Raw genomic sequence first — 24,366 nt, 5'->3', positions numbered from 1 at the left:
CAGATCGCAGGGCAGGAACATCGGCGTCTGGCGGTCGAGATTGACGAAACGTACAGGCATGCAGGGTTGGATCCTTCGCGCACCTTTTTGTTCAAAACATTTTCAAAAATCTTTCTGCGCCTAAGTCCGACAGGCTGCTAGCAGTTATGAAATCACAATGGTTTTGTGGGAAAAAGAAAAACTTTGGACGTTTTCACAATGGCATTCGAAACAATTTTCAAAAAACGACGGACTTATTTGAAAAATCGAAAGCTCCGGTTGGCAATCCACTTACAATCGCGTGCGTGCTAAGTCATCGCAGAAACGTGGCCGAGTCTATCTCCTTGCCTATTGCGTGAGCGACCGGAATGAAAAAATACAACGCCTACATACTCTTTGGTGCTCCGGGTTGCGGGAAAGGAACGCAGGGTAAAGCGCTTGGCACGTTGCCCGGATTCTTTCATTGCTCCTGCGGTGACGTTTTTCGATCCATTGATCCAACAACTCCACTCGGACAAAAAATTGCCGAGTTTTCGCGAAAGGGCGAACTCGTGCCGGACGATATTACCATCGAACTCTGGCGAACCTATATCCACAACTGCGTACAAACGGGTTCTTTTAATCCGGAAACTGACAAGCTGGTGCTTGACGGTATTCCGCGCAACACCTCCCAAGCCCGGCTGCTCGAAGAAACCGTTCAGGTGGAGGCGGTGTTTGATCTGCAGTGTTCCAACCGTTCGGAATTGGTTGCCCGCCTCCGCCGCCGGGCACTGCGCGCGAACCGCCTCGATGACGCGAAGGAGGAAGTCATCCGGCACCGGCTGGATGTCTTTGACAACACGACCCAGCCCCTGCTGGACTTCTACCGGCCTGCAGTAGTTTGCACAGTGAACTCACAACAACGGCCTGAAAGAGTTCTCTATGAGGTTCTAAGCCACATTCAAAACAGTTTATGAGCGCAGAAGTTGCAGCCAATAGCACTTTGGTCGAACACGACCCCGAACATTCGATTGAATTCGAGTTTGTACGCGCCACGGAGAACGCAGCGTTGAACGCCATCCACTGGGTCGGACGCGGCGACAAGGAAAGTGCCGACGCCGCTGCGTGCGACGCGATCCTCGGCACATTTGATCTCGTTGACATCTGTGGGGAGGTGGTCATTGGCGAAGGGGTGAAAGATAATGCCCCGGGCATCTTCCATGGCGAGTGCCTGGGGACATGGAAGCCCGGCTCGCCACGGTTTGATATAGCGCTCGACCCGGTTGACGGCACCAGCAACGTTGCTCGAGGCATGGCCAATTCGATTTCGGTCATCGGGGCCACGCAGACTGTCGCCGGTGTCAGTTCGCGCATGTTGGCATTACCGGCATATTACTCGCACAAACTGGCCTTCGGCCGGCATGTTGCGCGAGCAATCGCGAGCTTCAGCCCAACCAATAACTGGCTTGACCAGCCGCTGGCAGAGACCCTGAAATTCATGGCCCGATTCCTCGACAAGCGCATTCCTGAATTGGTGGTCTTGGTGCTGGACCGGCCACGAAACGAAACGTTCGTGAAGCAAATCCGCGAGGCTGGGGCCACACTCCGCATGATATCTGACGGCGACATTGCTGCGGCCGTCGCTCCGGCATTGCCTGAATCAGGCGTTGACCTTTACGTCGGAATCGGCGGGACTCCAGAAGGGATTCTGGCCGCCACAGCTTTACGCGCTTTGGGGGGCGACATCCAGATGCGGATGTGGTTTCGCACTGACGCCGAGCGAAAGGAATTGCGCGGCAACCTGTCCGACGCCGAGTTGTTGCGCGTTTACCGGGCGGAAGAAATCGTGCCTGGTGAAAGTGCCATTTTTTGTGCCACCGGCATCTCGGATAGTCCGCTGCTTCCTGGCGTCAAATTGCTCGGCAAAACGGCGGTCACGCACTCGCTTCTGATGCGCGCTCGCAGCCGCACGGTGCGCTACATCCGGGCTGTGCATGACCTTGAGATGAAAACCATTCACCTCCGTTCGGGACAACAGGATTGTCGGCTGTGAACCATCGCTCCGATCGTGATCGGAAAAACAGGAGGAATTCAGCCGGAAACCGATGGTGTGCTAAAGTGCCTTAGGTTTTAATCCTCACAATATTGAATCCCGGAAGTCCCGCAGGCCAGTGTCCGGGTGTGACATTTTCAGCCGTGCCTTTTCCTTACGGTCGCTGAATAATAACGACAACGCGCACCGCCAATGCCTATGAACTGCCTAAAAAAGCTCCCGCTCTTCGTCGCAACGTTTTGTCTGATTTTCTGCTTGAGCATCGTCGGGTTCGCCGGTGATCAGATGCTCAGGGTTGATTTCAAACGCGGCCAGTATTTTGATGAACCGTTCTTCTCTTTCACTTACGCCGGCAAATCCTCAGATGAGCTGCTGCGGCAGTGGAAACAGGAGCGTTCTTCGCGCAAGCTCGACGACCAACGCACGGAGCGACGCATCGTTTGGACCGACCCGGCAACGGGGCTGCAGGTGCGCTGCGTTGGTATTGAGTATCAGGATTTCCAGGCGATCGAGTGGACGGTGTACTTCAAGAACACGGGCAAGCAGAACACACCGATCATACAAGATGTGCATGGATTGGATCTCAGCTTCCAGCGAAGTCCGGGTGGTGAGTTCGTTCTTCATGGCACCAAAGGCGACTGGTGCGCGACCGACAGTTTCGAGCCTTTTCACCAAACTCTGGAAGCCAAGACCACCAAACGGTTTGCTCCCTTCGGCGGACGACCAACCAACGCCGCCTTTCCCTACTACAATCTGCAAATGCCAGGCGGCGGAGTATTTCTCGCTATCGGGTGGCCGGGTCAGTGGGCTGGTTCGTTCGTGCGTGACGCGGAGCGTGGTCTGCACATTACGGCCGGCCAGGAACTCACCCATCTGTCCCTGAAACCCGGCGAGGAGATCCGTTCGCCCTTGATCGCAATGCTCTTCTGGCAGGGAACGGACACGGTGACGGCCCAAAACCTCTGGCGACGCTGGATGTTCGCGCACAATCTCCCGCGAACGGCTGACGGAAAACTGCCACCCACGCAGATCGTCGCGTGCAGTTCCCATCAGTTCAAGGAGATGACGCAGGCCAATGAGGAGAACCAGAAGTTGTTCGTGGACCGGTATCTCGAAGAAGGAATGAAACTGGACTACTGGTGGATGGATGCCGGCTGGTATCCCTGTGGCGGCGAGTGGGTGAACACCGGCACTTGGGAACCGGATGCGGCGCGTTTCCCCAAAGGACTCCGCGCGGTCAGCGACCACGCCCGCGCCAAAGGCATCAAAACCATCGTCTGGTTCGAACCCGAACGGGTGGGTGATGCCAACTCTTGGATCGGCAAGAATCATCCCGAATGGTTGCTCTCGAAAAAGGCGAAGACGCCCGCCGCGCCGCAAGGTGGCGCCTTTGGCAGTGGTCCGGGCAGTCTGTTGAACCTCGGCAATCCCGAGGCGTTGAGTTGGCTCATCAATCATGTGGACCGGACCTTGCGGGAACAGGGCATTGATTTCTACCGGCAGGACTTCAACATGGATCCGCTCCCGTTCTGGCTGGGGGCCGATTCCGCCGATCGCCAGGGCATGACCGAGAACCTCTACGTCCAGGGCTATCTCGCCTACTGGGACGGACTCCGCCAGCGCCATCCCAATTTGCGCATTGACTCCTGCGCCTCGGGCGGCCGGCGCGATGATCTTGAAACCCTGCGGCGGGCCGTGCCGTTGATTCGGAGCGATTTTCTCTTTGAGCCGACGAGCCAGCAGAACCATCACTTCGCCTTCGCCTCGTGGATCCCGTATCACGGTGCCGGCTATGTGGTCGGGCATTCAGCGATTGGACAAAACGGCCAAGCCGACGTTGATGCGTACGGCTTCCGCGCCAACATGTCGCCGAGTTTGACCCTTTGCTACGACATGCGGAAGAAGGATCTGAATTACAAGCTCGCGCGCCGCCTGTTTGCGCAACTCAAACAGATCGGTCCGAACTATTTGGGCGACTTCTATCCGCTGACCCCCTACAATCTGGCGAATGACGTTTGGCTGGCCTGGCAATATGATCGTCCGGAAGTTGGCGAAGGCGTGGTGCAGGCGTTCCGCCGCCCGGATTCCAATTTCGAGGCGGGACGTTTCAAGCTTTGTGGACTGGATTCTGCCGCCCGCTACACTGTGACCGATCTCGACCGCCCAGATGAGGTGCAAACCTTGACCGGCGAGGAACTCATGAAGCGCGGCCTGCTCGTCACGATCCGCGAACGACCCGGCGCGTTGGTCATCACTTACAAGCAGGTGAAGTGACGCGGACAAAGGCAGTCGCTTCACTCCCTTGAAAGCATTAAACTCATAACCGTCACAACATGAACATCACCAAGATTGAAACCATCTGGTTTCAGGCGGTGCCGGAATCGGAATGGTTGAAGCACAACCCCCGCTCCCGGCAGGCGCTGCCCAACAATCTCTGGGTCCGCATCTACACCGATGACGGACTCGTGGGCCTCGGCGAAACCTATTACACGCCACGGGCGGTGGCGGCGGTCATTCACGACGTGTTGGCGCCGCTGCTGATTGGCCGCGACCCGCTCAACCTCGAGAACCACTGGAACAACATGTTTTCGCTGGTGAACTTTTGCGGTTCCGCCGGCGCGGAGATGCGCGCCATTTCAGCCGTGGACATCGCGCTGTGGGACCTGGCAGGACAGCACACGGGGCAGCCAATCTACAATTTGCTGGGGGGGCGCAATCGCGAGCGCGTGCCCATTTACAACACCTGTGTCGGTTACGGAAAATATCCCGACCTCGACCTGTGGCTGGAAGGGCGCGCGGGCGAACTGGCGGAAGACCTCCTCCGCCAAGGCATCCGGGCCATGAAAATCTGGCCGTTTGACCAGTTCGGCGCCACGCTCTCCGGTCCGGCGGATCCGCGCGCGCCCTACGTCGTCTGGGGCGGCAAGACCGCCGCCGGTGTGCTCGGCCACGCGATTTCCAACGACGACCTCAAGCAGGGGTTGAGCATCGTCGAGGACATCCGTCGCGCCGTGGGCGATCGCATGGCCATCGCCATTGAAGGTCACGCGCGCTGGGATTTGCCGACCGCGACCCGCATTGCTCGTGCGCTCGAGCCTTACGACATTCTTTGGTTGGAGGAAATCATGCCGCCGGACAACGTGGATGCATACGTGCGGTTGAAGCAGGCCACAAAGATTCCCATCTGTCAGAGCGAGCGCGTTTTCACCCGCTACAATTTCCGCCCATGGATCGAGAAACCGGCCGCGGACATCATCATGCCGGACTTCTCCTGGGGTGGCGGCATTACCGAGGGACGCAAAATTTGCAGCCTGGCCGATACTTACTTCCTGCCGATCACGTCCCACGACACCATCGGGCCGGTTGGTCTGTGGGCCGCCGCTCATCTGATGCTGCACATCCCGAACGCGCTGATCATGGAAACCGTGCGCAGTTACACCTACGAGGAAGGTTGGTATGGCGACGTGGTCACGGACCACATCCCGATTGCGGACGGTCATCTTTCCCTGCCAGCAAAACCCGGTCTGGGCACGCGGCTGCGCGATGATTTCACGTCGCGACCGAACGCGCGCGTTGAGATCACGACGGAAAACGACCTCAAGAACTGGTAGCCGGTCATGCGCCCATTTGAAGTTTTCTATTCCGGTGATTTTCTGGATGCCACCGGCAAAGTCGCCACGGGCTATTTCGGTGAGGACATGCTGCAAACCGCGCCGCATGTCCGCCACGGATTCCTCATGGACCAGTCCCCCGTCACGCTTGGGGCGGCTTATGGGGAAAAGCTTTACCACATGCAACTCGAACCGCACCACGTGGCGGCGGCCGACGGGATCGTGCTCATCCGCCCCTACGTGCGGCGAGCGGCATTTGCGAAGGGGGCGGACCGGCTCGTGGTCATTGGTCGCGCCGGTGTGGGCACCGACAAGATTGATCTCGCCGCTTGCACGGAGAACGACGTAGCCGTGTTTAACGCGCCCGCCTCGCTCACCCATTCCACGGCGTCCGCAGCGATGCTGTTCATCCTCGCGTTGGCGAAACGACTGTCCGCCCAGGAACGCATGGCCCGCTCCGGCAATTGGGGCAACCAAGCGAACGTCACGGGTGACGACCTCGTGGGCCAGACGCTCGGTATCGTGGGTTTGGGGCGAATCTCTTGGGAACTCATTCGTCTGCTGGAGCCGTTCGGCATGAGAGTGCTGGCGTACTCGCGCCACTGCCGCCCCGAGGAAGCGACGGCACACAAGGTTGAGCTGGTAAGTCTCGATGCGCTCCTGCGGGAGTCGGATTACGTCAGTCTGCACTGCGCGCTCGCTGCTTCAACGCGCGGCTTCATGGGTGAACGCGAGTTCAGGCTGATGAAGCCCACGGCTTATTTCATCAACACCGGACGCGGTGAACTCGTACAACACGGCGCATTGGTGCGCGCGTTGCAGGAACGGCGGATTGCCGGTGCGGGGCTGGACGTCTTCGCGCATGAACCACTCGCCGCTACGGATCCACTGACTGGCCTGGATAATGTCATCCTCACTCCGCACTGGCTGCCGACGACGCATCGCGTAGTGCGGCTGGTGAGCGTCGCGATGGCCGAAGGCATCCTCCGCGCCGCGCGCGGTGAAGCGCCGGAAAATGTCGTCAACCCGGAAGTGTTGGCGCGGTCCGGGTTCAGGTCAAAGTTGGCGCGATTTGCGGTCAACGGTTAGCTCAATATCTGGCCGCACTGGTCACCGAAGACGGGGCGCGCGTCAATTTTTCAGCCGCAATCTCACCCGCAAAATGAAGAAAGAAAAAAGAAGTTATTCAGCCGAAAAACGGACGCCGCACTTTATAAATCGTGCAATGTAAGCATCACGACCATGACTTGTGTGAGCCATAATTCGTTTTGCCGTTCCTTGTCCTTGCATTCGGCAAGACTTTTGCGCTCACACAGGGCCTGCGGCGGCAATTGGCTTGATCAACCTGATCTACAACCTGACCCGCTACGAACAGATTGTGCGGTTGGAGCTGCTGCCACGAACCGCCGCCTGAAAAGCGAAGATTAAGACCAGAAACGACCAAAAACCAATCAACCACGAAGGATCTAACGTCAGGAGAACACGAACGGAAGGAGCCGCTATGAAATCAGTCACACCGAAAATCGAACTGCAACGATCAACCCAACTCCGAAAAGTAGTTTTCGGAGGTTCCCATATGAAAACTAATACCAATATTATTGTACTTTTGGCGAGTATGTTGTTTAACTTATTCTTCTTGCAGGCGGCTAGAGCGGTCGAGCCACCCAACGCTGGCCTTAAACTTTGGCTGAAAGCAGACACTGGCTTGATTACGAATGTCGATGGAACCGCAAACGCCTGGGCCGACCAGGCGGGAAGCGCGCTCAACCACGATGGAACCGCCGTTGGCTCGCCGACGTTGGGCACGTATAACTTCGTCAATGGTCCGCACCCGGTCGTTAATTTTGATGGCCTTTCGACCGGCTTTACACTGCTCAATGATGCTGATCTGCGATTGACGGATATGACGATCTACATCGTCGTCAGCGAAGCGGCGTCCAGCTACTCCAGAGTTTTTGTTTCCAATTATCAGCCTGGTACGGGATGGGCGCTGGGAATCAGTGATGGCGCGGCCGACTATGTGAAATGGTATACCGCACCGCCGGATGACAGTATGGAGCCGGGCGGAGCCTCGGTATTTAACCCAGACGGCACGCCCTACCTGCTGACCGCCACCTATGCGAGCGCTGGCGGCGTTAAGCAACTGTTTGTGGGAACTAATGTCGTGGGATCCAAGACGGGAGTAGTACTTGCGTATGGCTCGGACACTCATGCAAATGTGGGTCAGCTTACTGACGCTGGCGGTCAACGTATGAACGGCAGCATCGCCGAGTTATTAATTTACTCCGGCGTTTCAGACTCGCAGGACGCTCAGGTGTGGGCCTACCTGAATGAGAAATACTTCGGGATGGGCTCAGGCCCGGTCGTTATCAACCACCAGCCAGTGAGTCAAAGTGTCAACGAAATTATTCAGCCGGTTACTTTCGAGGTGGGCTTCAATGGAGCTCCGCCAGTGAGCATCCAGTGGTATAAAAATCTGGGTGGCACCAACACTTTCCAACCGATCCCAAATGCCACCAACACCGCTTACACTATTCCCAGCGTGGCGCGTGCGGACCAAGGTAGTCTATTCCAGGCTCGCTTAAGCAACTCCGTGCCAAGTAGCGCGATTAGCAGTAATGCGGTTTTAACGGTCATTGTGGACAACACCCCGCCCACTTTAGTTTCGGCCCGGAGAGCTTACTTGGAGCCCACCCAAGTAAGCGTCTCTTTTGATGAGGCAGTCTCGCCGGCTACGGCTACGGTAGCTACCAATTATTCCATCAACAATGGCCTGACGGTTCTGCAAGCCACGATGGGGCTGAACGCGAGCAATGTGGTCCTGAGGTTCAATGCCGGAATTGCGGCGATGTCAGCTCCTACCCTCACGGTCAACCATGTTACAGACTTGCTAGGCAATTCGATTGCCAACAACTCGCAGGTGATAGTGTCAGTGCCTGCCTCCTCGGCCCTGCCGCCCGTCAATAGTGATCTGGTGTTGTGGCTGGCAGCCGATAAGGGGGTTTCCACCAAACCGGACGGGCACAGCGCGACCAATTGGACCGATCTATCTGGTGCGCCCCTAGAGCACTCCGGTGCCGATACCCAGGGATCGCCCCAATTGGCGGTGGCCAACTTCAACACCGGCCCGAATCCGGTAGTTAGATTCGACGGTACCTCCGGCTTTATCTTGGATAATCCCGCCGATTTCAATTTGAATCAATTCAGCGTTTACGTAGTCGGCAGTGTCAATAACGGCGTCGCCTCCTCAGAGTTCATCGCGAACTGGGCCGGTTTGGCCTTCGGCATCAGTGACGGAGTCCCCGGGCGTGTTAAATTTGTCACCTTCGACGGCACTACTGTTCACAGCATGGAACCGGTGGGCGCCAGTCTTGGAAATCACGTTCCGACTCAGCTCACCGGCACCTTTGATGGCAACAAGAAGCTTTATGTTAATGGGACTCTGGTGGGAAGTGAGACTAACTTGACAGTCTCATATAGCAGTACATTCACTGTTGTCGGAATGCTTTTCTTCGGTGGCGCACAATTCCTCGTGGGGGACATTGCCGAGATTCTGGTTTATTCAAAGGTCGATGACGCCCAACGGGCCAGTGTTGAGAACTACCTGTATCAGAAGTATTTTGCGGGCGCCCCCACGCTTGCCATCGCGCGCTCGGGTGGCAACGTGGTACTGACTTGGTGGGGTGGCGGTGTCTTACAGTCAGCACCGGCGGTCACCGGTCCGTTCACCGACATCCCTGGCTCGACCAGCCCGTACACAAATGCGCCATCAGGTACGGCTCAGTTTTTTCGAATTGCTCAATAGCGATTGGTCGTGATGTTTTTCGGATCGAAGCACGATCGGGCCGGGCGCGTCTAGCGCGCTCGGGTGGTCAAAAATATTCAGAAGCAGAAGCGGGGCACATTGAATGTCTAAACTGTGGAGCTAGAGAGAGAAATGAAAGTGAAATTGCAAAGAAAACCGATTCAACCAGGTCAACCCGGCGCCCTTGCGTTTTTCGAATCAATAGCCTTCACGTTGATCGAACTCCTGGTCGTTATCGCCATCATCGCGATCCTGGCCGGTCTGTTGTTGCCGGTGCTGGGCAAGGCTAAACAAAAGGCCCAGGGCATTAGCTGCATGAGTAACCTGAAGCAGTTGCAGTTGGCGTGGTTCATGTACTCGGGCGACAACAACGACCAACTCGTAGCCAACAACATCTATGGTTATGGTGAAGGTTGGTGCGCTGGGTGGTTGGCTCCCTACGTAAACAATCCCGATAACACTAATGTGACTAACCTCATGCCTCCTAAGGGAAAGCTCTGGCCCTATAACACATCTGTCGGCATCTACAAATGTCCGGGTGACAACAGCGTTGCCGTGATCAAAAATGCGACCTACCCCCGAGTTCGTAGCGTCTCAATGAACTGCAGGATAAATGGCTCTGATTTTGGCTATGCGCCAATTGAGCTATTCAACAATCCCCGAAAGCTAACAGAGATCATGAATCCTCCGCCATCCAAGGCGTTCGTCTTTATCGATGAGCGCGAGGACAGCATTGATGATGGATACTTTGGCGTGGATATGGTTGATGTTGGGAGCAGCATCAAAATCGCAAATTATCCTGCTAGCTATCATAATGGAGCCGGTGGTTTGTCCTTCGCGGATGGCCACGCGGAGATTAAAAAGTGGATCGATCCTCGCACCAAGCCACCGATTGTAAAAGGGGCGTGGATACCAACCTACGGCAACTCACCCAATAATCCCGATATTGCTTGGATCCAGGAACGTTGCAGCGCGCAGAAATAACCCGGCGCATGCTCATCGCAAAAGGGTTACGCTACCGGTTTTGATTCGACCCCGGCTGGCTGGTTTCCAAGTGACCGGTGACACAATCAAATTGCAAATCAACACTGTCCTTATGATTTTCCAGACCATCAGGACCGGATTCAATAAGGCGACTTCGATCCGTACCTTTGGGAGCAGGTTGATCCGTGTTGCTTCTGTTCGCTTTTGTATCGTCAGTTTCTTGCTGACGGGTCTGGTTCAGACAGCGCGTCCGGTCGCGCCCTCGGTCGGCGAGTTGACCGTTGCCCAACGCTGGCGTGCCGGCGCGTTCGCTCAAGGTATAAGCGCTTTGCCATTCTCTTTCGTTTATGGCGGGCAATCTTCCAGCAATCTGTTGGCTGATTGGAAACGCGCTCAAAGTTCCAGGGCCACCGATGAAAATCGCAGTGAGCAGACCGTAACTTTCACCGATCCCAAGACGGGTTTGGAGATCCGGTGTGTGGCCGTCGAATACAACGATTTCCCTACGGTAGAATGGACGCTTTACTTCAAGAACACGGGCACGCAGGACACGCCGATCCTGTCGAATGTCCAAGCGCTCGACATCCGGTTGCAGCGTGAGAGCGCAACGGAGTTTCTGCTGCATCACGCCACAGGTTCACCGGCGAACCTGACCGACTTCGCTCCGCATCAGACGTTGCTGCCGCGAAATGCAGTCAAACGGTTCCAAGGCGAGGGTGGACGGCCTACGAGCGCCGATTGGTCCTACTTCAATCTTGAGTGGGACCAGCAGGGGATGATCGCCGTAGTGGCGTGGCCGGGGCAATGGGTGGCGGAGTTTTCGCGGGATGTGACCAACGGCCTTCGTTTGCGGGGCGGGCAGGAGATTTTGAACCTGAAACTGCATCCCGGTGAAGAGATGCGTTCGCCTCTCATCGTGTTGCAGTTCTGGGGCGGCAGAGATTGGATTGATGCTCAGAACATCTGGCGTCGCTGGATGATCAAACACAACGTGCCGCGACCCGGCGGAAAGGAACTGGCTCCCGCCATGTTCGCCTGCAGTTCGCATCAATTCAACGAGATGATCAATGCCAATGAAGCGAACCAGATGCAGTTCATCGATCGTTATCTCGATGAAGGTTTGAAGATTGATTATTGGTGGATGGATACCGGCTGGTATCAATGCTCATCGAACTGGGCGAAAGTCGGGACGTGGGAGGTCGATCTGCAACGGTTCCCGCGTGGATTGAAGGCGATCAACGATCACGCGTGTTCACGCGGTGTGAAGACACTTGTCTGGTTCGAGCCCGAGCGGGTTGCGCAGGACACGTGGCTGATAAAGAACCACGGCGATTGGGTCATCCCAACACCCACGAGCGGAGGAGCGACTCACAACCTGTTGGACTTCGGTAATCCCGAAGCAGAGCGGTGGATAATCAACCATGTGGACAAACTCATCACGGAACAGCAGATCAATCTTTATCGTGAGGACAGCAACATCGACCCGCTCCGATTCTGGCGCAGCCGTGATACACCTGACCGTCAAGGGATGACCGAGATCAGGCATGTCACCGGTCACCTGACTTATTGGGACGAACTTGTGCGACGACATCCGGACATGCCGATTGATGCCTGCGCGAGCGGCGGCCGGCGTAACGACCTTGAAACCATGCGCCGCGCCGTTTCGCGGACACGCAGCGACTACCTCATCGAGCCCATTGGCGAGCAATGCCATACCTACGGGATCGCTTTATGGCTTCCCTATTACGGCACGGGTTTCATGGATGTGACCAGTGCGAAAGACCGGCGCAAGGATTTTGAGAATCTGTGGAACATCTTGAGCCAGACCGAGTCCATGACGCCGTTCGTGGAAGGGCAATCCATCATGACGTCTGGCAGGGACCGTTTCGGGGAAAAAGCGTTCGGCCTGGACGACCGGTATCCATTTCGGAGCGCCATGTGTCCGTCCATGACGTGTTGTATGGATGTCAGAAGGAACGATCTTGATTATGTGTTACTACGGCGGCTGTTTGCGCAATGGAAACAGTTGTCACCTTATTACCTAGCAGATTACTATCCACTCTCGCCATATAGCACAGGCACGGATGTCTGGATGGCGTGGCAGTTTAATAGGCCCGAAACTGGAGACGGAATGGTGCAGGCGTTTCGACGTCATAACAGTCCTTACGAGACGTCCCGTTTTTACTTGCGAGGGCTTGATCCGAAGGCGAAGTACAAATTCTCCAACGTTGATGGCGGCAAGAGCCGGCAATTCACGGGGCGTGAATTGATGCAAGAGGGGCTGGTGGTGCAAATCCCTGACAAGCCGAACGCCGTCCTTCTGACTTACACGAAAGTTGAAACCAAGAACACCGACCGTTGAATCCCATGCATCCTATGATCTCAAAAACAACCAATGGTTCGGTGATTGGGGTGAATCCAGAAGGGCGAGGAGTTTCCCTGGTCGTGATTTTGCTGAGTTTGCTTTTCCTTTTTGTTTCTTTTGGCAAGGCGCAGGTCTGGGAGCTTGCGACCGATTTTTCCGTTGATAAAAACCCGAATGGCGTGTGGACGTTTGGCTGGCAGGAGAAGCCCGGTGCAAAGGTCAACCCTTATGACCTGCTTTGGGGAACGCAGAAGGATGTTCAGATAAAGGGTTTTTGGGCTCCCGGCTGGTTTGGTCCTGTGCGTGCCTGGTGTGCCACCCGTTCGGACACGAATGAAATGCTGACGCGACTGCCTCCACCGGGCGAATTTCCGTATCCCGACCATTGGGTGGAGGCCAATTTTGCCGGTGAAGAAGTGAAGCGGCAGGCGGCGGGGTTGCCTTCGTATCCGGACCCATCGGGATTTGTCAGCCAGAACACTTCGCCGGGAGGTTTCGGTTCATGGGGCTATTATTGGGAGCCGGGCGCGGTTCTTTTGATGCCGCCGGGCGGGCATGGCAAAAATGCGAAGGCGGTGGTGCGGTGGACTTCGCCTGTGACCGGGAAAGTGATCGTCAAAGCGCGATTCACCGGGCAGCGGATACAGGGAGATTCCGGCGTGCGCGCCGATGTGCATGCGCTTCATAATTCCACATCACGGTTTGATGGATACATAGACGGTTTCGCGGGCCGGGCGGTGCTCAACAACGATGATTTTATCGGAAAGTTCCCTGAACAGGAGTGGTCGGCGATACTTTCCGTGAAACAGGGGGATACGATCGACCTCACGGTGGGGACCGGCACGAATTTCAACTACCGCCAGTTCGGAGTGCAGAGCAAGCAGGTGCTGCCAGGTGTGGGGCTGGTGGCAATTGTCGCTGTGCTCCCGGATGAAGCGGTCACGGCACGCCGCTGGATTGGCGCCAAATTTGAAGACGATCCGGAAAAGGCCGCGCCGAAAATTGCGGTCGCGGATTTCGGGTCTCATTCCAATGAGCCGCCTTTTTCGTTTATCTACGACGGCAAGCCCTTCGCCGAACTCTTAAAGACATGGAAATCTGAGCATCGAAGCCGAACGCTGGACGATCAGCGTGTCGAGCGTACCGTTGAATTCACTGACCCCCGGAGCGGCCTCGTCGTGCGTTGTGTCGGTGTTGAATATCGGGATTTTCCGACCATTGAATGGACCATCTATTTCAAGAACACCGGTTCTGCGGACACGCCGATCCTTGAAAACATCCAGGCGTTGGACCTGCAAATCGGACGTGGATCGGGTGCGGAATTCGTCTTAAATCGCATGCTGGAAAATCGTCTGTTCGAAACGAAACTCGGTCCGAAATTTTCGAGTCGGCTGGTGGACCCGTTTCCCTATTTCAACATCGAGTTGCCCGGTGGCGGTGTCATCGTTGCGTTAAGCTGGTCGGGACAGCCTGTGATCGAATTCACGCGCGATGAAGGCAACGGGCTGAGAGTACGGGCAGGGCAGGAGTTGACTCACTTCAAATTGCATCCCGGCGAAGAAGTCCGAAGCCCGATGATCGTGCTGCAATTCTGGTCGGGCGACCGCATCCACGCGCAGAATGTTTGGCGGCGTTGGATGATCGCCCACAACATGCCCCGGCCCGGAGGCAAAGCGTTGGGGCCGCAACGCGCGGCGTCGAGTGCGTATCAATTTGGCAACATGGTCAATGCGACCGAGGAAAACCAGAAGCACTTCATCGATCGTTATGTGGAGGAAGGGTTGCGGCCGGACTTCTGGTGGATGGACGCCGGCTGGTACCCACCCAACATCAGCAAGAACAGCGTTGCGTTATGGGGGATCACGGGAACGTGGGAAGCTGACAAAAAACGGTTCCCAAACGGACTTCGAGCCATCACCGATCATGCACACCAGAAAGGGATCAAGAGTATTTTATGGTGTCAGCCCGAGAGGGCATCGTCCGGGACATGGCTTTATGAGAACCACCCTGAATGGCTTCTAGGCGATAACGGTGCCGATAAGTTGCTGAATTTCGGCAACCACGAGGCCTGGCGATGGGCGGTGGATCATTTCAGCAAATTGATGGTGGACGAGGGGATAGACATCTACCGGCAGGACATGAACATCGGTCCGGTCGGATTCTGGCGGGCGAATGATGCAAAGGATCGTCAGGGCATAACCGAGATCTATCACGTAATGGGGTATCTCTCGTATCTGGATGAACTGATGCGCCGCAATCCGCGATTGCGTCTGGACCATTTCAGGATTGATCTGGAGACGCTTCGACGGACAGCTCCGTTAATACTTGAAGTAGGTTTTGAGCCGGTGGCCGATCAATGCCACAACTACAGACTGGCTTCATGGATTCCGTGGCATGGCCTCTGTATCCGAGCCATCGAGCCGTATGCCTTTCGGAGCATGATGTGTCCGGCTATTGTGACAGGGTGGGATTTGCGTCGGAAGGACTTGGATTATCCTCTGGCCCGTCGTCTGGTTCACGAATGGGAGCAAGTGGCTACGAATTACCTGGGAGATTTTTATCCGCTAACACCTTACAGCCTTGAAAATGATGTGTGGATGGCGTGGCAATTTGACCGTCCTGAAGCAGGCAGCGGCATGGTGCAGGCCTTTCGGCGTTTGGAGAGTGTGCAAAAATCCGCGTTATTCAAGTTGCGTGGCCTTGATCCCGAAACGTGTTACACCGTGTCGAACCTCGACGGGAAGAGACCGCAGGTGCTGAAGGGCCGCCAACTGATGGAGCAAGGACTTCCCATCACCATTGCGGCCAAACCGGGAGCGGTCGTCCTTAGTTACCATAAAATCTCAAGGAACAACTAATAGAAAGGATACCTCACTACCATGAAATCTCAAAAAACAACTAAAAAGCTAATGCCGTCCAAACTCAATGCTATGAAAATCATCCAGCCTTCCTCTTCGCTGCCGTTCATTCCTTTTGCTCTCAGCCTGATCCTTATCCTGTGCAATGCAGGGTGCCAATCGTCCGGCGAGCATGACTCAGCCCGGAACCAAACCACAGTGAAAAGCGGGCGGGTTGCTGCCCGTTTTGAGGTCCGAGAGGGAGAACTGGTGGGGCAAAAACTGGTCAACCTCACAACGGGGTTCAATTGGCTCGCCCCGGACAGTCCAGTTGGTCCTTGGTGTCTTTCTGGAAATGATACTGCTTGGCCCGACCATTTGCGGATAGTGAATAAGTCCCGCGGACTGACGGCGCAAGGCCGAGAGGAATGGAAGGCGGAATGGGCGATTTCCGAAGGCCCAAAACTCAACTGGACGGTGGGGAGCTTTCCCGAGACAAGTGTTCTGGAGTTTCAAGCACGTCTGCGAAACGACGGCAACCAACCGATCAACAAAGTCCATGAATTCGGACCGCTGCGCCTGTGCCTGCGTGGTGATGCCGGCAAACTCAAGGTTCATTGGGTGAGGCGAGACACTTACAAGCGACATGAAGTGATTCTGAAGGATTCTTTTACAGTGAGTGGCGGATCGTGGAATGCGCCGGAATCCTCAGGTTGGGTGGCTATAGAAAACGTGGATACAAAAGAAATCCTATTTCTGGGCGTGAAATGGGAGAGTTACTGGCGGGTGACTCTCCGGCGGCAGGGGGCGCAAGTATTACTTGAATGTACGCTGGAAAGGTTTGATCGCGACCTGATGCCGGGCAAGGAAATGCTGTCCCCACGCGTTTTTCTTGGTTTGTCACACGGGGATATAGATGATTCGCTGCGGGATATGCACGACCACCTTCGCCAGAACGTGATACCGGCGAAGTTGCCGAATTACCCGTGGGTCACTTATAACATCTGGGGCACGGCCGGTGATGGGAGCAACGAGAAAGCGATTCTCGACGAGATTCCATTGACAGCGGGTCTGGGGATCGAACTCTTCTACGTGGACGCAAGTTGGTATGAAGGTTCGTGCACCAACGGCTCTGGCGACTGGTTCCCTGGTCTGGGAAACTGGCATCGCGAGGATTTCAGGAAGTATCCGCACGGGCTGGGCAATATCTCGGAGAAGGTGCATCAGGCAGGGATGAAGTTTGGACTCTGGTTCGCCCCGCAGATGGTCGATTCCACATTAATAGGCGGACGAATACCTGACAGTTGGGTTGCGAAACGCGACGGCAAGAACCTGGTAACAGGCACCATCTCACAAATCTGCCTAGGCGACCCGAAAGTTGTGCAGTTCTTGAAGGATTCCATTGAATCGGCGGTTAAAAGGTATGATCTTAACTGGGTCAAGATGGACGGTTCCGGGCTTCCTGGGATTGTTTGTAACCGCAAAGATCATGGCCACCAGGAAGGCGATGGAGCATTAGCCGCCATTCAAGGGGAGTACGAAGTTTATCAATATCTCCATCAGAAATTCCCCGACGTCGTCATCGAACAGTGCGGTTATGGCAGTCGTTTAGACTATGGTTTAGCACGCTACATGCGGGCGAACTGGCTCGACGACTCGAGCGGAGATGCAATGCCTGTCCGCCGGAGAATCATCAACGGCACCTATGTTTATCCCAGTCCCTATCTGGAAACCTGGGTGTACAAGGGTCCCGAAACTGACAAAGAGAAGGACCCTGATATCCTCAACACTACCATCCGTAGTCGCATGATTGGTGCTTTCGGGTTCGGTTGCCTGATTAATAGTCCTCAGGGGGTCGAACGCTTGTCGCTTTACCCCCCCGAAACAATCAAAGCGGTCAGAAGAAACATCGCCGACTACAAGAAATACCGTCATCTGCTGTTCGAGGATGTATATCACTTCCCGCCGGCTTCAGATGACGCTAATCTGGGTGATGCGATCCAGTTCTGCAAACGGGATGGTTCGGAATCTGTCGTGATGGTATTCCAGAATGGAAATGCCTATGATGCCCCCAATCCAACACCATTCGACGACAGCTCTCTTGCTGATGTGGTGCACAGTAAGAACATTACTGGCACATCTGGCGATTCGCAGTGGGGTTTCGTCGCGCAAGGAACCTGCAACGGAGCAGGACTCGACTTCGGGACTGGCCTGAGACATGGGACAGGTTTGAAAGATATGTGGCTGGGTTCAGCTGGGGGAGGTGCGGCCCCGCATCCGGGCACAGCTAAAGGGGCGAACTGGATCGCCTATGCCTTTGACAAGCCGTATCCCTTGGGAAAGACGTGGGTGTGGAACTGGAATAATGAAGGCGCCGGTAATGCTACTGGCCTCAATCACGTTACCATTGAGTATTCCGAGACGGGCGGTGCCGACCCCGGAAAATGGAAGAAACTGGACGACTTCCAGTTCAAGAAGGCGACCGGTGCACCCAAGTATGCGGGATTTGCCGGGCCGGATTTTGCAGGCGCCTCTGCAAAGTACGTGGTGATCACCGTTCATCCGTTGACCGGCGATATGGCGACCAGCGGCACTTGGGGTGCTGGCGATTGCGGTCTGTCCGAGGTCCGCTTTTACCTCAACACTGAAACGGCAATCATGGCGGTGGAGAAGATGGCGGCGGCCAAGTCCTCCGCCGGCAGCGCGCGGCCCGCACTGGAGAGGACCATCATGCTTCGGGGGCTGAAGGCAGATGCACACTATACCCTGACGAGCCTGAATACCGGCAGGTCAGAAAAAGCAGGCGGCGCGCAGTTGATGTCCGAGGGTGTCAAAACTTCCTTTGCCAAAGCTGGCATGTCGGAAATTCTTTTGTTAAAGCGCGATTAGCAGGCCCTAAGGTGAACCAAAGGCCAATTGACTATAGAGCCATTCGGAAGCGAATAGCATGGAACCATCAAGGCAGACACGTCGGGTCGGGCTGCACGCTGTTGAAGTCTGGAATAGGAAAGCCGGATCCCAACATTCGCTTGAGCTTCAGAAGGTTCGGAAACGCGATCTTATGCGTCGCAACCCGCAACTGCGGTTGGATTATTTCAGGATCGACCTAGAGACGCTTCGATGGGCGGCTCCGTTGATTCTTGGAATGGATTTTGAGCCGATTGGCGACCAATGCCACAATTACAGATTGACTTCATGGATTCCGTGGCATGGCCTCTGTATCCGAGCCATTGAGCCGTATGCCTTTCGAAGCAAGATGTGTCCGGCGATTGTTGCTGGCTGGGACTTGCGTCGGAAGGACCTGGATTATCCGCTGGCCCGTCGTCTGGTCCACGAACGGGAGCAAGCCGCTACGAATTACCTCGGGGATTTTTGTCCGCTGACACCTTACAGCCTTGAAAACGATGTGTGAATGGCGTGGCAGTTTGACCGTCCTGAAACGGGCAGTGGCATGGTACAAGCCTTTCGGCGTATGGAAAGCGCGCAACATACCATGGTCTTCAAACTTCGTGGACTGGATGAACAATCGCTATACACGGTAACGGATATCGATACCGGCAAGTCACGGAAAATAAATGGTCGTGAACTGATGGAAAAGGGTCTGAAAATCCATGTTGTAAGGCAGTCCGATTCAGCTCTTATCACTTATAAAAAGCAGCAATGATACACACACAATTATGAAACACACAATTCTCCTTTTGCCGTTAATAGTGGTCGTTTTTGGAAGTGCCTTTACGACTTACGCTGGCCAGTCACCGGCTGCCTGGTCAACAGCCCAGGAAATGGCGACCGCTGAAAAATGGGTCAAGAGAAACTTAAGTGCGCGGGCGGAGCCGCCGCCGTTCTCGTTCGTTTACGGAGGCAAATCATCAGCGGATTTGCTCGGGAAATGGAAAGTCAAAAGGGAGACCAGAAAACTGGATAAATTACGGACCGGGCACACCATAACGTACAATGACACAGAGACTGGTTTGTCTGTACGATTGGAAGCCGTTACTTATTCCGATTTCCCCACCGTCGAATGGACGCTCTATTTCAAGAACACCGGCAATGTGAATACGCCGATTTTGGAAAACATCAAAGCCCTGGATATTCAGTTGGAGCGAGGGTCCAAAGGCGAATTTGTTCTTCATCACCAACCTGGAAGTCAGATGATCGCATCCGAGTATCAACCGCTCGAGACGAGATTAGGGCCAGGCACCGAAAAACAATTTATTGCGGAAGGAGGGCGACCCTCAAGCGCCTACCTCCCGTATTTTAACATCGAGTGGCAAGGTGCGGGGGTCATTGTTGTCATTGGCTGGCCCGGCCAATGGTCTGCCAAGTTCACGCGTACTGGTAATAGTACCCTTCGTGTTTCTGGCGGCCAGGACTTGACTCATTTCACGTTATACCCCGGCGAAGAACTCCGCGCTCCACTGATTGCCCTGCAATTTTGGAAGGGTGACTGGATTCACTCTCAGAATGTTTGGCGACGCTGGATGATCACTCACAACCTACCGCGGCCGGGCGGAGAACTGCCGCCTCCTCTCTCCACGCCCTGTAGTTCGCATCAATACTGGGAGATGCAGGGCGCCACCGAAGAAAATCAAAAGATGTTTATCGACCGTTATATTGAAAATGGACTCAAACCTGACTACTGGTGGATGGATGCAGGTTGGTACGTGAACGTCGGGCACTGGGCCAATACGGGTACTTGGGAAGTGGACACCAATAGGTTCCCGCACGGGCTGCGAGCCATCTCCGATCACGCACATTCAAGAGGCGTAAAGACCCTGGCCTGGTTCGAGCCCGAGAGAGTCTCCGGCGGTACCTGGCTGGCCCAAAACCATCCGGAATGGATATTGGGAGGCACCAACGGCGGACTGCTGAATCTTGGCAACCTCGAAGCTCGCCGGTGGGTGATCGAGCATTTCGATAAGCTGCTTGTTGGGCAAGGGCTGGATTTGTATCGACAGGATTTTAACATGGATCCTACGCCTTCTTGGCGTGCCAATGACGCTGCGGATCGCAAGGGAGTGACTGAAATCCAGCATGTGGTCGGATATCTGGCTTTCTGGGACGAATTGCGCCGGAGACATCCGGATATGATCATAGATTCGTGTGCTCAGGGTGGCAGGCGGAATGATCTGGAAACGCTTCGTCGGGCTGTGCCTTTTATTCGTAGCGACTACCTCTTCGAACCTGTCGGGCAGCAGTGTCACATGTATGGGATTTCACTCTGGATGCCGTACAACGGCACGGGGGTGCGTTCAGCGGCAGGTCAAGAAACAGAACGTTACATTTTCCGAAGCAGCATGGCCATCCACCTGACCCCCTGCTGGGACTTGCGCCGCGAAGGGGACCCCGTCGCCTTCAAGTTGGCAATTACTCCTCCACGGAATATTGATTTGGTGCGTCGGTTGGTGTCCCAGTGGCGGCAGGTTGCGCCGGATTACTACGGCGACTACTACCCGTTAACCAGCTACAGCTTGAGCAACGATGTCTGGATGGCCTGGCAGTTTGATCGGCCTGAAGCCGGCAAAGGAATGGTCCAGGTGTTCAGGCGTGCGGAGAACGGCGATAGCGAAAACATATTTAAACTACGGGGTCTCGATTCCAAGACTCACTATCTAGTGCGGAATCTTGATGAAGCATCTGCTCAAGTAATGACTGGTTACGAGCTATCGAAAAAAGGGTTGGCAGTCCGCATTTCAAGGCAACCCGGCTCTGCCCTCATCACTTATAACAAATCGAATCATAAATGAAATTGGGTAAATTCATCTATCTGGAAAGTTTTCTATTAGTCGTGTGGCTTGCCTTTGGCATGTCCACGTCCGCAGAAGGCAAGTCACAGGAAGTTCCATGCACCGGAACACTGTTATCACTTGATGGAAAGCAGTGGTTTCTCGGCATCGACCCGAAAAACGTCGGACGTGATCAAGGATGGGCGAACACGCCGCCGGTGGATGCCAGGTCGACCCGAGTGCCGTGGGTGATTCAGGATGTTTTTCCGGATTATCATGGCGTGGCGTGGTATTGGCGTTCGTTCGTCGCGCCCGTCAATCCGCACAAGAAAGGGCGTTACCTGCTTCGTTTTTGGGCTGTGGATTACAAGGCTGACGTTTGGGTGAACGGAGTCTCCGTGGGTGGGCACGAAGGCGGCGAGACGCCGTTCGTGTTGGATGTGACCACGGCCATCAAACCTGGCACGAGCAACCTCATCGCAGTGCGCGTCCTTAACCCGGGGGATGAGCGCATCGACGGCATTACATTGCAGGAGACGCCGCATCGGAACAAGACGAGCGCATTTTCCAGCGGAGCTGATTACAACCACGGTGGCATCGAGGATTCCGTGGAATTGTTCACGGCTCCGGCTGTGCGCGTGCAGGACATGTACGTTCGCGCCAATCCGGCGACGGGGATCATTTCGGTGGAAGCCAACATCCGAAACGCGTTGCCCTCGTCCAATAAAGGAACCGTGGAATTCACAATGTCCCCGGCGGCGGGCGGCCAGACGGTCGTGACGAAACGGGTGGTCACGGCCATCAAATCAGGAGATACCCTGGTCAAGGAACAATTGAAGGTGGAAAACCCCCGTTTGTGGGAATTGAACAATCCCTATCTTTATCGTGTGACGGTGAAAGTGCAGTGGCGGGGGATGGACGGGTTTGATGAACAATCGGCTCGTTGCGGTTTTCGGGATTTCCGTTTTAAGAACGGCCATTTCCGGCTCAATGGCCGGCGCATCCTGTTGCGCAGTTCCGTTTCCGGGAACATGTCACCCATTGGTATCCATGTCGCTTACGACCCTGACTGGCTTCGACGCGATCTGATCAATGTGAAGACGATGGGATTCAACGCGATCAGATTTTACGGCTTGCCGACGCGGCATCAGTTGAATCTGTGTGATGTACTCGGCCTGCTGGTTTACGAGGAGCCTTTTTCCAGCCAGCTTTATACGGATTCGCCGCAGATGGCCGCGCGTTTCGACCAGTCCACATCTGAAATGATCCTGCGGGACCGGAACCATGCGAGCGTCGCGATCTGGGGACTGCTGAACGAGACGGGCGACAGCCCCCAGTTCCGCCATGCGGTGAAAACCTTGTCACTTGTCCGGTCTTTGGATGACAGCAGGATGGTGCTCTTGAGCAGCGGACGGTTTGATGGCGAACTTTCGATCGGCTCGCTTTCCAATCCGGGGTCGCCGGAGTGGGAGCTTCTGCTGGGAGCCGAACGTCCCGGCGCGCCCAAGACGAAGCCGACGCCCATGCCTGCTTACTTTGAAGGGGTGGGTGATGCGCACGTGTATCCGTGGGTCCCACATACCGCGCCAGAAATAAAATTTTTGCGCGAACTTGGCCATGACACCCAGCCGGTGTTCGTTTCCGAGTATGGGATCGCGAGCGCGGTGGATTTGGTGCGCGTGACACGGCATTACGAACAGCGCGGCGCGGCGGCATCCGGGGAGGGGCGGTTCTACCGGCAGGCGCTGGACAAATTCATGGTTGATTGGGACCGGTGGAAGATGGCGGAGTGTTTTGGCCGTCCGGAAGATTATTTTGCGCAATCTTTGAAGGCGATGGCTGGGGAGCGGTTGCTGGGCCTCAATGCCCTTCGTGCCAATCCGCAGCTTCCGGGGTTCAGCATGACAGGCACGGTGGACCAGGGCTACACGGGCGAAGGGCTGGTGACATCCTTCCGCGAGTTGAAGCCCGGGACGGTGGATGCGTTGTTCGACGCGCTGGCGCCGTTGCGTTGGTGCCTGTTTGCGGAGCAGGTGAACGTTTACCGGAATGCGAAAGTGAAATTGGAGGCTGTGCTGGCAAATGAAGACGTATTGGCTGCCGGGGAGTATCCGGTTCGTTTTGAAGTGTTCGGGCCCAACGCCGAAAAAGTTTTCAGCAAGGCGATGAACGTGCGGATCGCAGGTGGAGAAGCGCCGTTCGCGACCCCCGCTTTTACGGAAGAAGTCAGCGCCAACTGGCCGGCTGGAAAGTACCGCTTCGTTGCGACGTTTGAAAGAGGCGGGGCTGCGGCCGGTGGAGAAGCAGTATTCCACATCTCTGAGCCTGTGGAGAAGTGCGAGTTGAAAACGCCTGTGGTGCTTTGGGGCAAAGATGATGTGTTGCAGAAATGGCTGGCCGAGCGACACGTTGAGGTCCGTGAATTCGATGCTGCTCAGCAGAGCGGGCGCGAGCTTATTCTTGTCGGCAGCGGTGTGTCACAGCCTGGTGGCGCGCCGGCGTTCAAGGAACTGGCGGGGCGGATTACGCGAGGTTCGTCGGCGGTGTTTCTGGATCCGAATGTATTTGCTGCGGCAGGCCAGCTGGCGAATCTGGCATTGATCGGGCAGAAGGGGACGCTTATCAACCTGCAGAACAATGTTTATCACAAGGATGACTGGGCGAAGCGTCATCCGATCTTTGCGGATTTGCCGTCGGGCGGGCTTATGGACTACACGTTTTATCGCGAGTTGATCTCGAATGTCGGCTGGTCGCGGCCTGATGCGCCGACCGAGACGGTGGCAGGCGCCGTTTTTGCGTTCACCGGGTATGCTTCAGGAGTGCTGGTTTCCGTGGATGAACTGGGAGCCGGCCGGGTGGTGCTGAACACGCTGCGCATCCGCGAGAATCTCGGGAAACATCCCGCTGCGGACAGGCTATTGGCCAACATGCTCCGTTTTGCAGAGCCGGATACGACAAAAGGACTCGAGCCAGTGCCGGATGATTTTGAAGCCCGATTCAAGCGTTAAACAATACAGTTCAGACCGT

The 24,366-nt window shown here is 55.6% G+C and carries 14 protein-coding genes; all 14 read left to right on the top strand.

From position 1 onward, the window contains the following. Positions 1–347 precede the first annotated feature (347 nt). The 14 genes from HY298_09110 (at position 348) to HY298_09045 (ending at position 24,347) form a co-directional block, all read left to right on the top strand. Positions 348–935 (top strand): nucleoside monophosphate kinase, encoded by a 588-nt coding sequence (locus tag HY298_09110; protein ID MBI3850433.1) that lies wholly within the window; start codon positions 348–350, stop codon positions 933–935. Then, complete coding sequence (locus tag HY298_09105) at positions 932–2,011, top strand: fructose-bisphosphatase class II family protein (protein ID MBI3850432.1); 1,080 nt, start codon at positions 932–934, stop codon at positions 2,009–2,011. Before HY298_09110 ends, HY298_09105 begins: the two co-directional genes overlap by 4 nt. Before the next feature lie 198 nt (positions 2,012–2,209). Then, positions 2,210–4,285, top strand: coding sequence for an alpha-galactosidase (locus HY298_09100; protein ID MBI3850431.1), 2,076 nt, complete (start codon positions 2,210–2,212; stop codon positions 4,283–4,285). A 59-nt stretch (positions 4,286–4,344) separates the two neighbouring features. After that, positions 4,345–5,622 carry a mandelate racemase/muconate lactonizing enzyme family protein gene (locus tag HY298_09095; protein MBI3850430.1) on the top strand — a complete coding sequence of 426 codons (1,278 nt, stop codon included), beginning with the start codon at positions 4,345–4,347 and terminating at the stop codon, positions 5,620–5,622. 6 nt (positions 5,623–5,628) lie between these two features. Beyond that, positions 5,629–6,711 (top strand): hypothetical protein, encoded by a 1,083-nt coding sequence (locus HY298_09090; GenBank protein MBI3850429.1) that lies wholly within the window; start codon positions 5,629–5,631, stop codon positions 6,709–6,711. A 412-nt stretch (positions 6,712–7,123) separates the two neighbouring features. Continuing rightward, positions 7,124–9,427 (top strand): hypothetical protein, encoded by a 2,304-nt coding sequence (locus tag HY298_09085; GenBank protein ID MBI3850428.1) that lies wholly within the window; start codon positions 7,124–7,126, stop codon positions 9,425–9,427. 132 nt (positions 9,428–9,559) lie between these two features. Further along, positions 9,560–10,411, top strand: coding sequence for a type II secretion system protein (locus HY298_09080; protein ID MBI3850427.1), 852 nt, complete (start codon positions 9,560–9,562; stop codon positions 10,409–10,411). 328 nt (positions 10,412–10,739) lie between these two features. Next, positions 10,740–12,773, top strand: coding sequence for an alpha-galactosidase (locus HY298_09075; protein ID MBI3850426.1), 2,034 nt, complete (start codon positions 10,740–10,742; stop codon positions 12,771–12,773). Positions 12,774–12,787: 14 nt separating this feature from the next. After that, on the top strand, positions 12,788–15,634 hold the full coding sequence (locus tag HY298_09070; protein MBI3850425.1) for an alpha-galactosidase: 2,847 nt from the start codon (positions 12,788–12,790) through the stop codon (positions 15,632–15,634). A 21-nt stretch (positions 15,635–15,655) separates the two neighbouring features. Further along, the gene (locus tag HY298_09065; protein MBI3850424.1) at positions 15,656–18,502 is read left to right on the top strand and encodes an alpha-galactosidase; all 2,847 of its coding nucleotides are present in this window, start codon (positions 15,656–15,658) and stop codon (positions 18,500–18,502) included. A gap of 172 nt (positions 18,503–18,674) precedes the next feature. Beyond that, entirely contained in the window at positions 18,675–19,025 is a 351-nt protein-coding gene (locus tag HY298_09060; GenBank protein MBI3850423.1) for a hypothetical protein, read from the top strand. Continuing rightward, positions 19,026–19,277 carry a GH36 C-terminal domain-containing protein gene (locus tag HY298_09055; GenBank protein MBI3850422.1) on the top strand — a complete coding sequence of 84 codons (252 nt, stop codon included), beginning with the start codon at positions 19,026–19,028 and terminating at the stop codon, positions 19,275–19,277. Positions 19,278–19,290: 13 nt separating this feature from the next. After that, positions 19,291–21,360 carry an alpha-galactosidase gene (locus tag HY298_09050; protein MBI3850421.1) on the top strand — a complete coding sequence of 690 codons (2,070 nt, stop codon included), beginning with the start codon at positions 19,291–19,293 and terminating at the stop codon, positions 21,358–21,360. Next, positions 21,357–24,347 (top strand): glycoside hydrolase family 2, encoded by a 2,991-nt coding sequence (locus HY298_09045; protein ID MBI3850420.1) that lies wholly within the window; start codon positions 21,357–21,359, stop codon positions 24,345–24,347. Before HY298_09050 ends, HY298_09045 begins: the two co-directional genes overlap by 4 nt. Positions 24,348–24,366 lie beyond the last annotated feature (19 nt).

It is taken from the genome of Verrucomicrobiota bacterium, from assembly GCA_016200005.1.
Classification (GTDB): domain Bacteria; phylum Verrucomicrobiota; class Verrucomicrobiia; order Limisphaerales; family PALSA-1396; genus PALSA-1396.
The sequence above is the reverse complement of the archived record's forward strand: the minus strand, read 5'-3'. Positions and strand labels throughout refer to the sequence as shown.

Coding starts and splice junctions, on each gene's coding strand:
- HY298_09110 (MBI3850433.1), top strand. CDS start 348: ATGAAAAAATACAACGCCTACATACTCTTTGGTGCTCCGGGTTGCGGG.
- HY298_09105 (MBI3850432.1), top strand. CDS start 932: ATGAGCGCAGAAGTTGCAGCCAATAGCACTTTGGTCGAACACGACCCC.
- HY298_09100 (MBI3850431.1), top strand. CDS start 2,210: ATGAACTGCCTAAAAAAGCTCCCGCTCTTCGTCGCAACGTTTTGTCTG.
- HY298_09095 (MBI3850430.1), top strand. CDS start 4,345: ATGAACATCACCAAGATTGAAACCATCTGGTTTCAGGCGGTGCCGGAA.
- HY298_09090 (MBI3850429.1), top strand. CDS start 5,629: ATGCGCCCATTTGAAGTTTTCTATTCCGGTGATTTTCTGGATGCCACC.
- HY298_09085 (MBI3850428.1), top strand. CDS start 7,124: ATGAAATCAGTCACACCGAAAATCGAACTGCAACGATCAACCCAACTC.
- HY298_09080 (MBI3850427.1), top strand. CDS start 9,560: ATGAAAGTGAAATTGCAAAGAAAACCGATTCAACCAGGTCAACCCGGC.
- HY298_09070 (MBI3850425.1), top strand. CDS start 12,788: ATGATCTCAAAAACAACCAATGGTTCGGTGATTGGGGTGAATCCAGAA.
- HY298_09065 (MBI3850424.1), top strand. CDS start 15,656: ATGAAATCTCAAAAAACAACTAAAAAGCTAATGCCGTCCAAACTCAAT.
- HY298_09060 (MBI3850423.1), top strand. CDS start 18,675: ATGCGTCGCAACCCGCAACTGCGGTTGGATTATTTCAGGATCGACCTA.
- HY298_09055 (MBI3850422.1), top strand. CDS start 19,026: ATGGCGTGGCAGTTTGACCGTCCTGAAACGGGCAGTGGCATGGTACAA.
- HY298_09050 (MBI3850421.1), top strand. CDS start 19,291: ATGAAACACACAATTCTCCTTTTGCCGTTAATAGTGGTCGTTTTTGGA.
- HY298_09045 (MBI3850420.1), top strand. CDS start 21,357: ATGAAATTGGGTAAATTCATCTATCTGGAAAGTTTTCTATTAGTCGTG.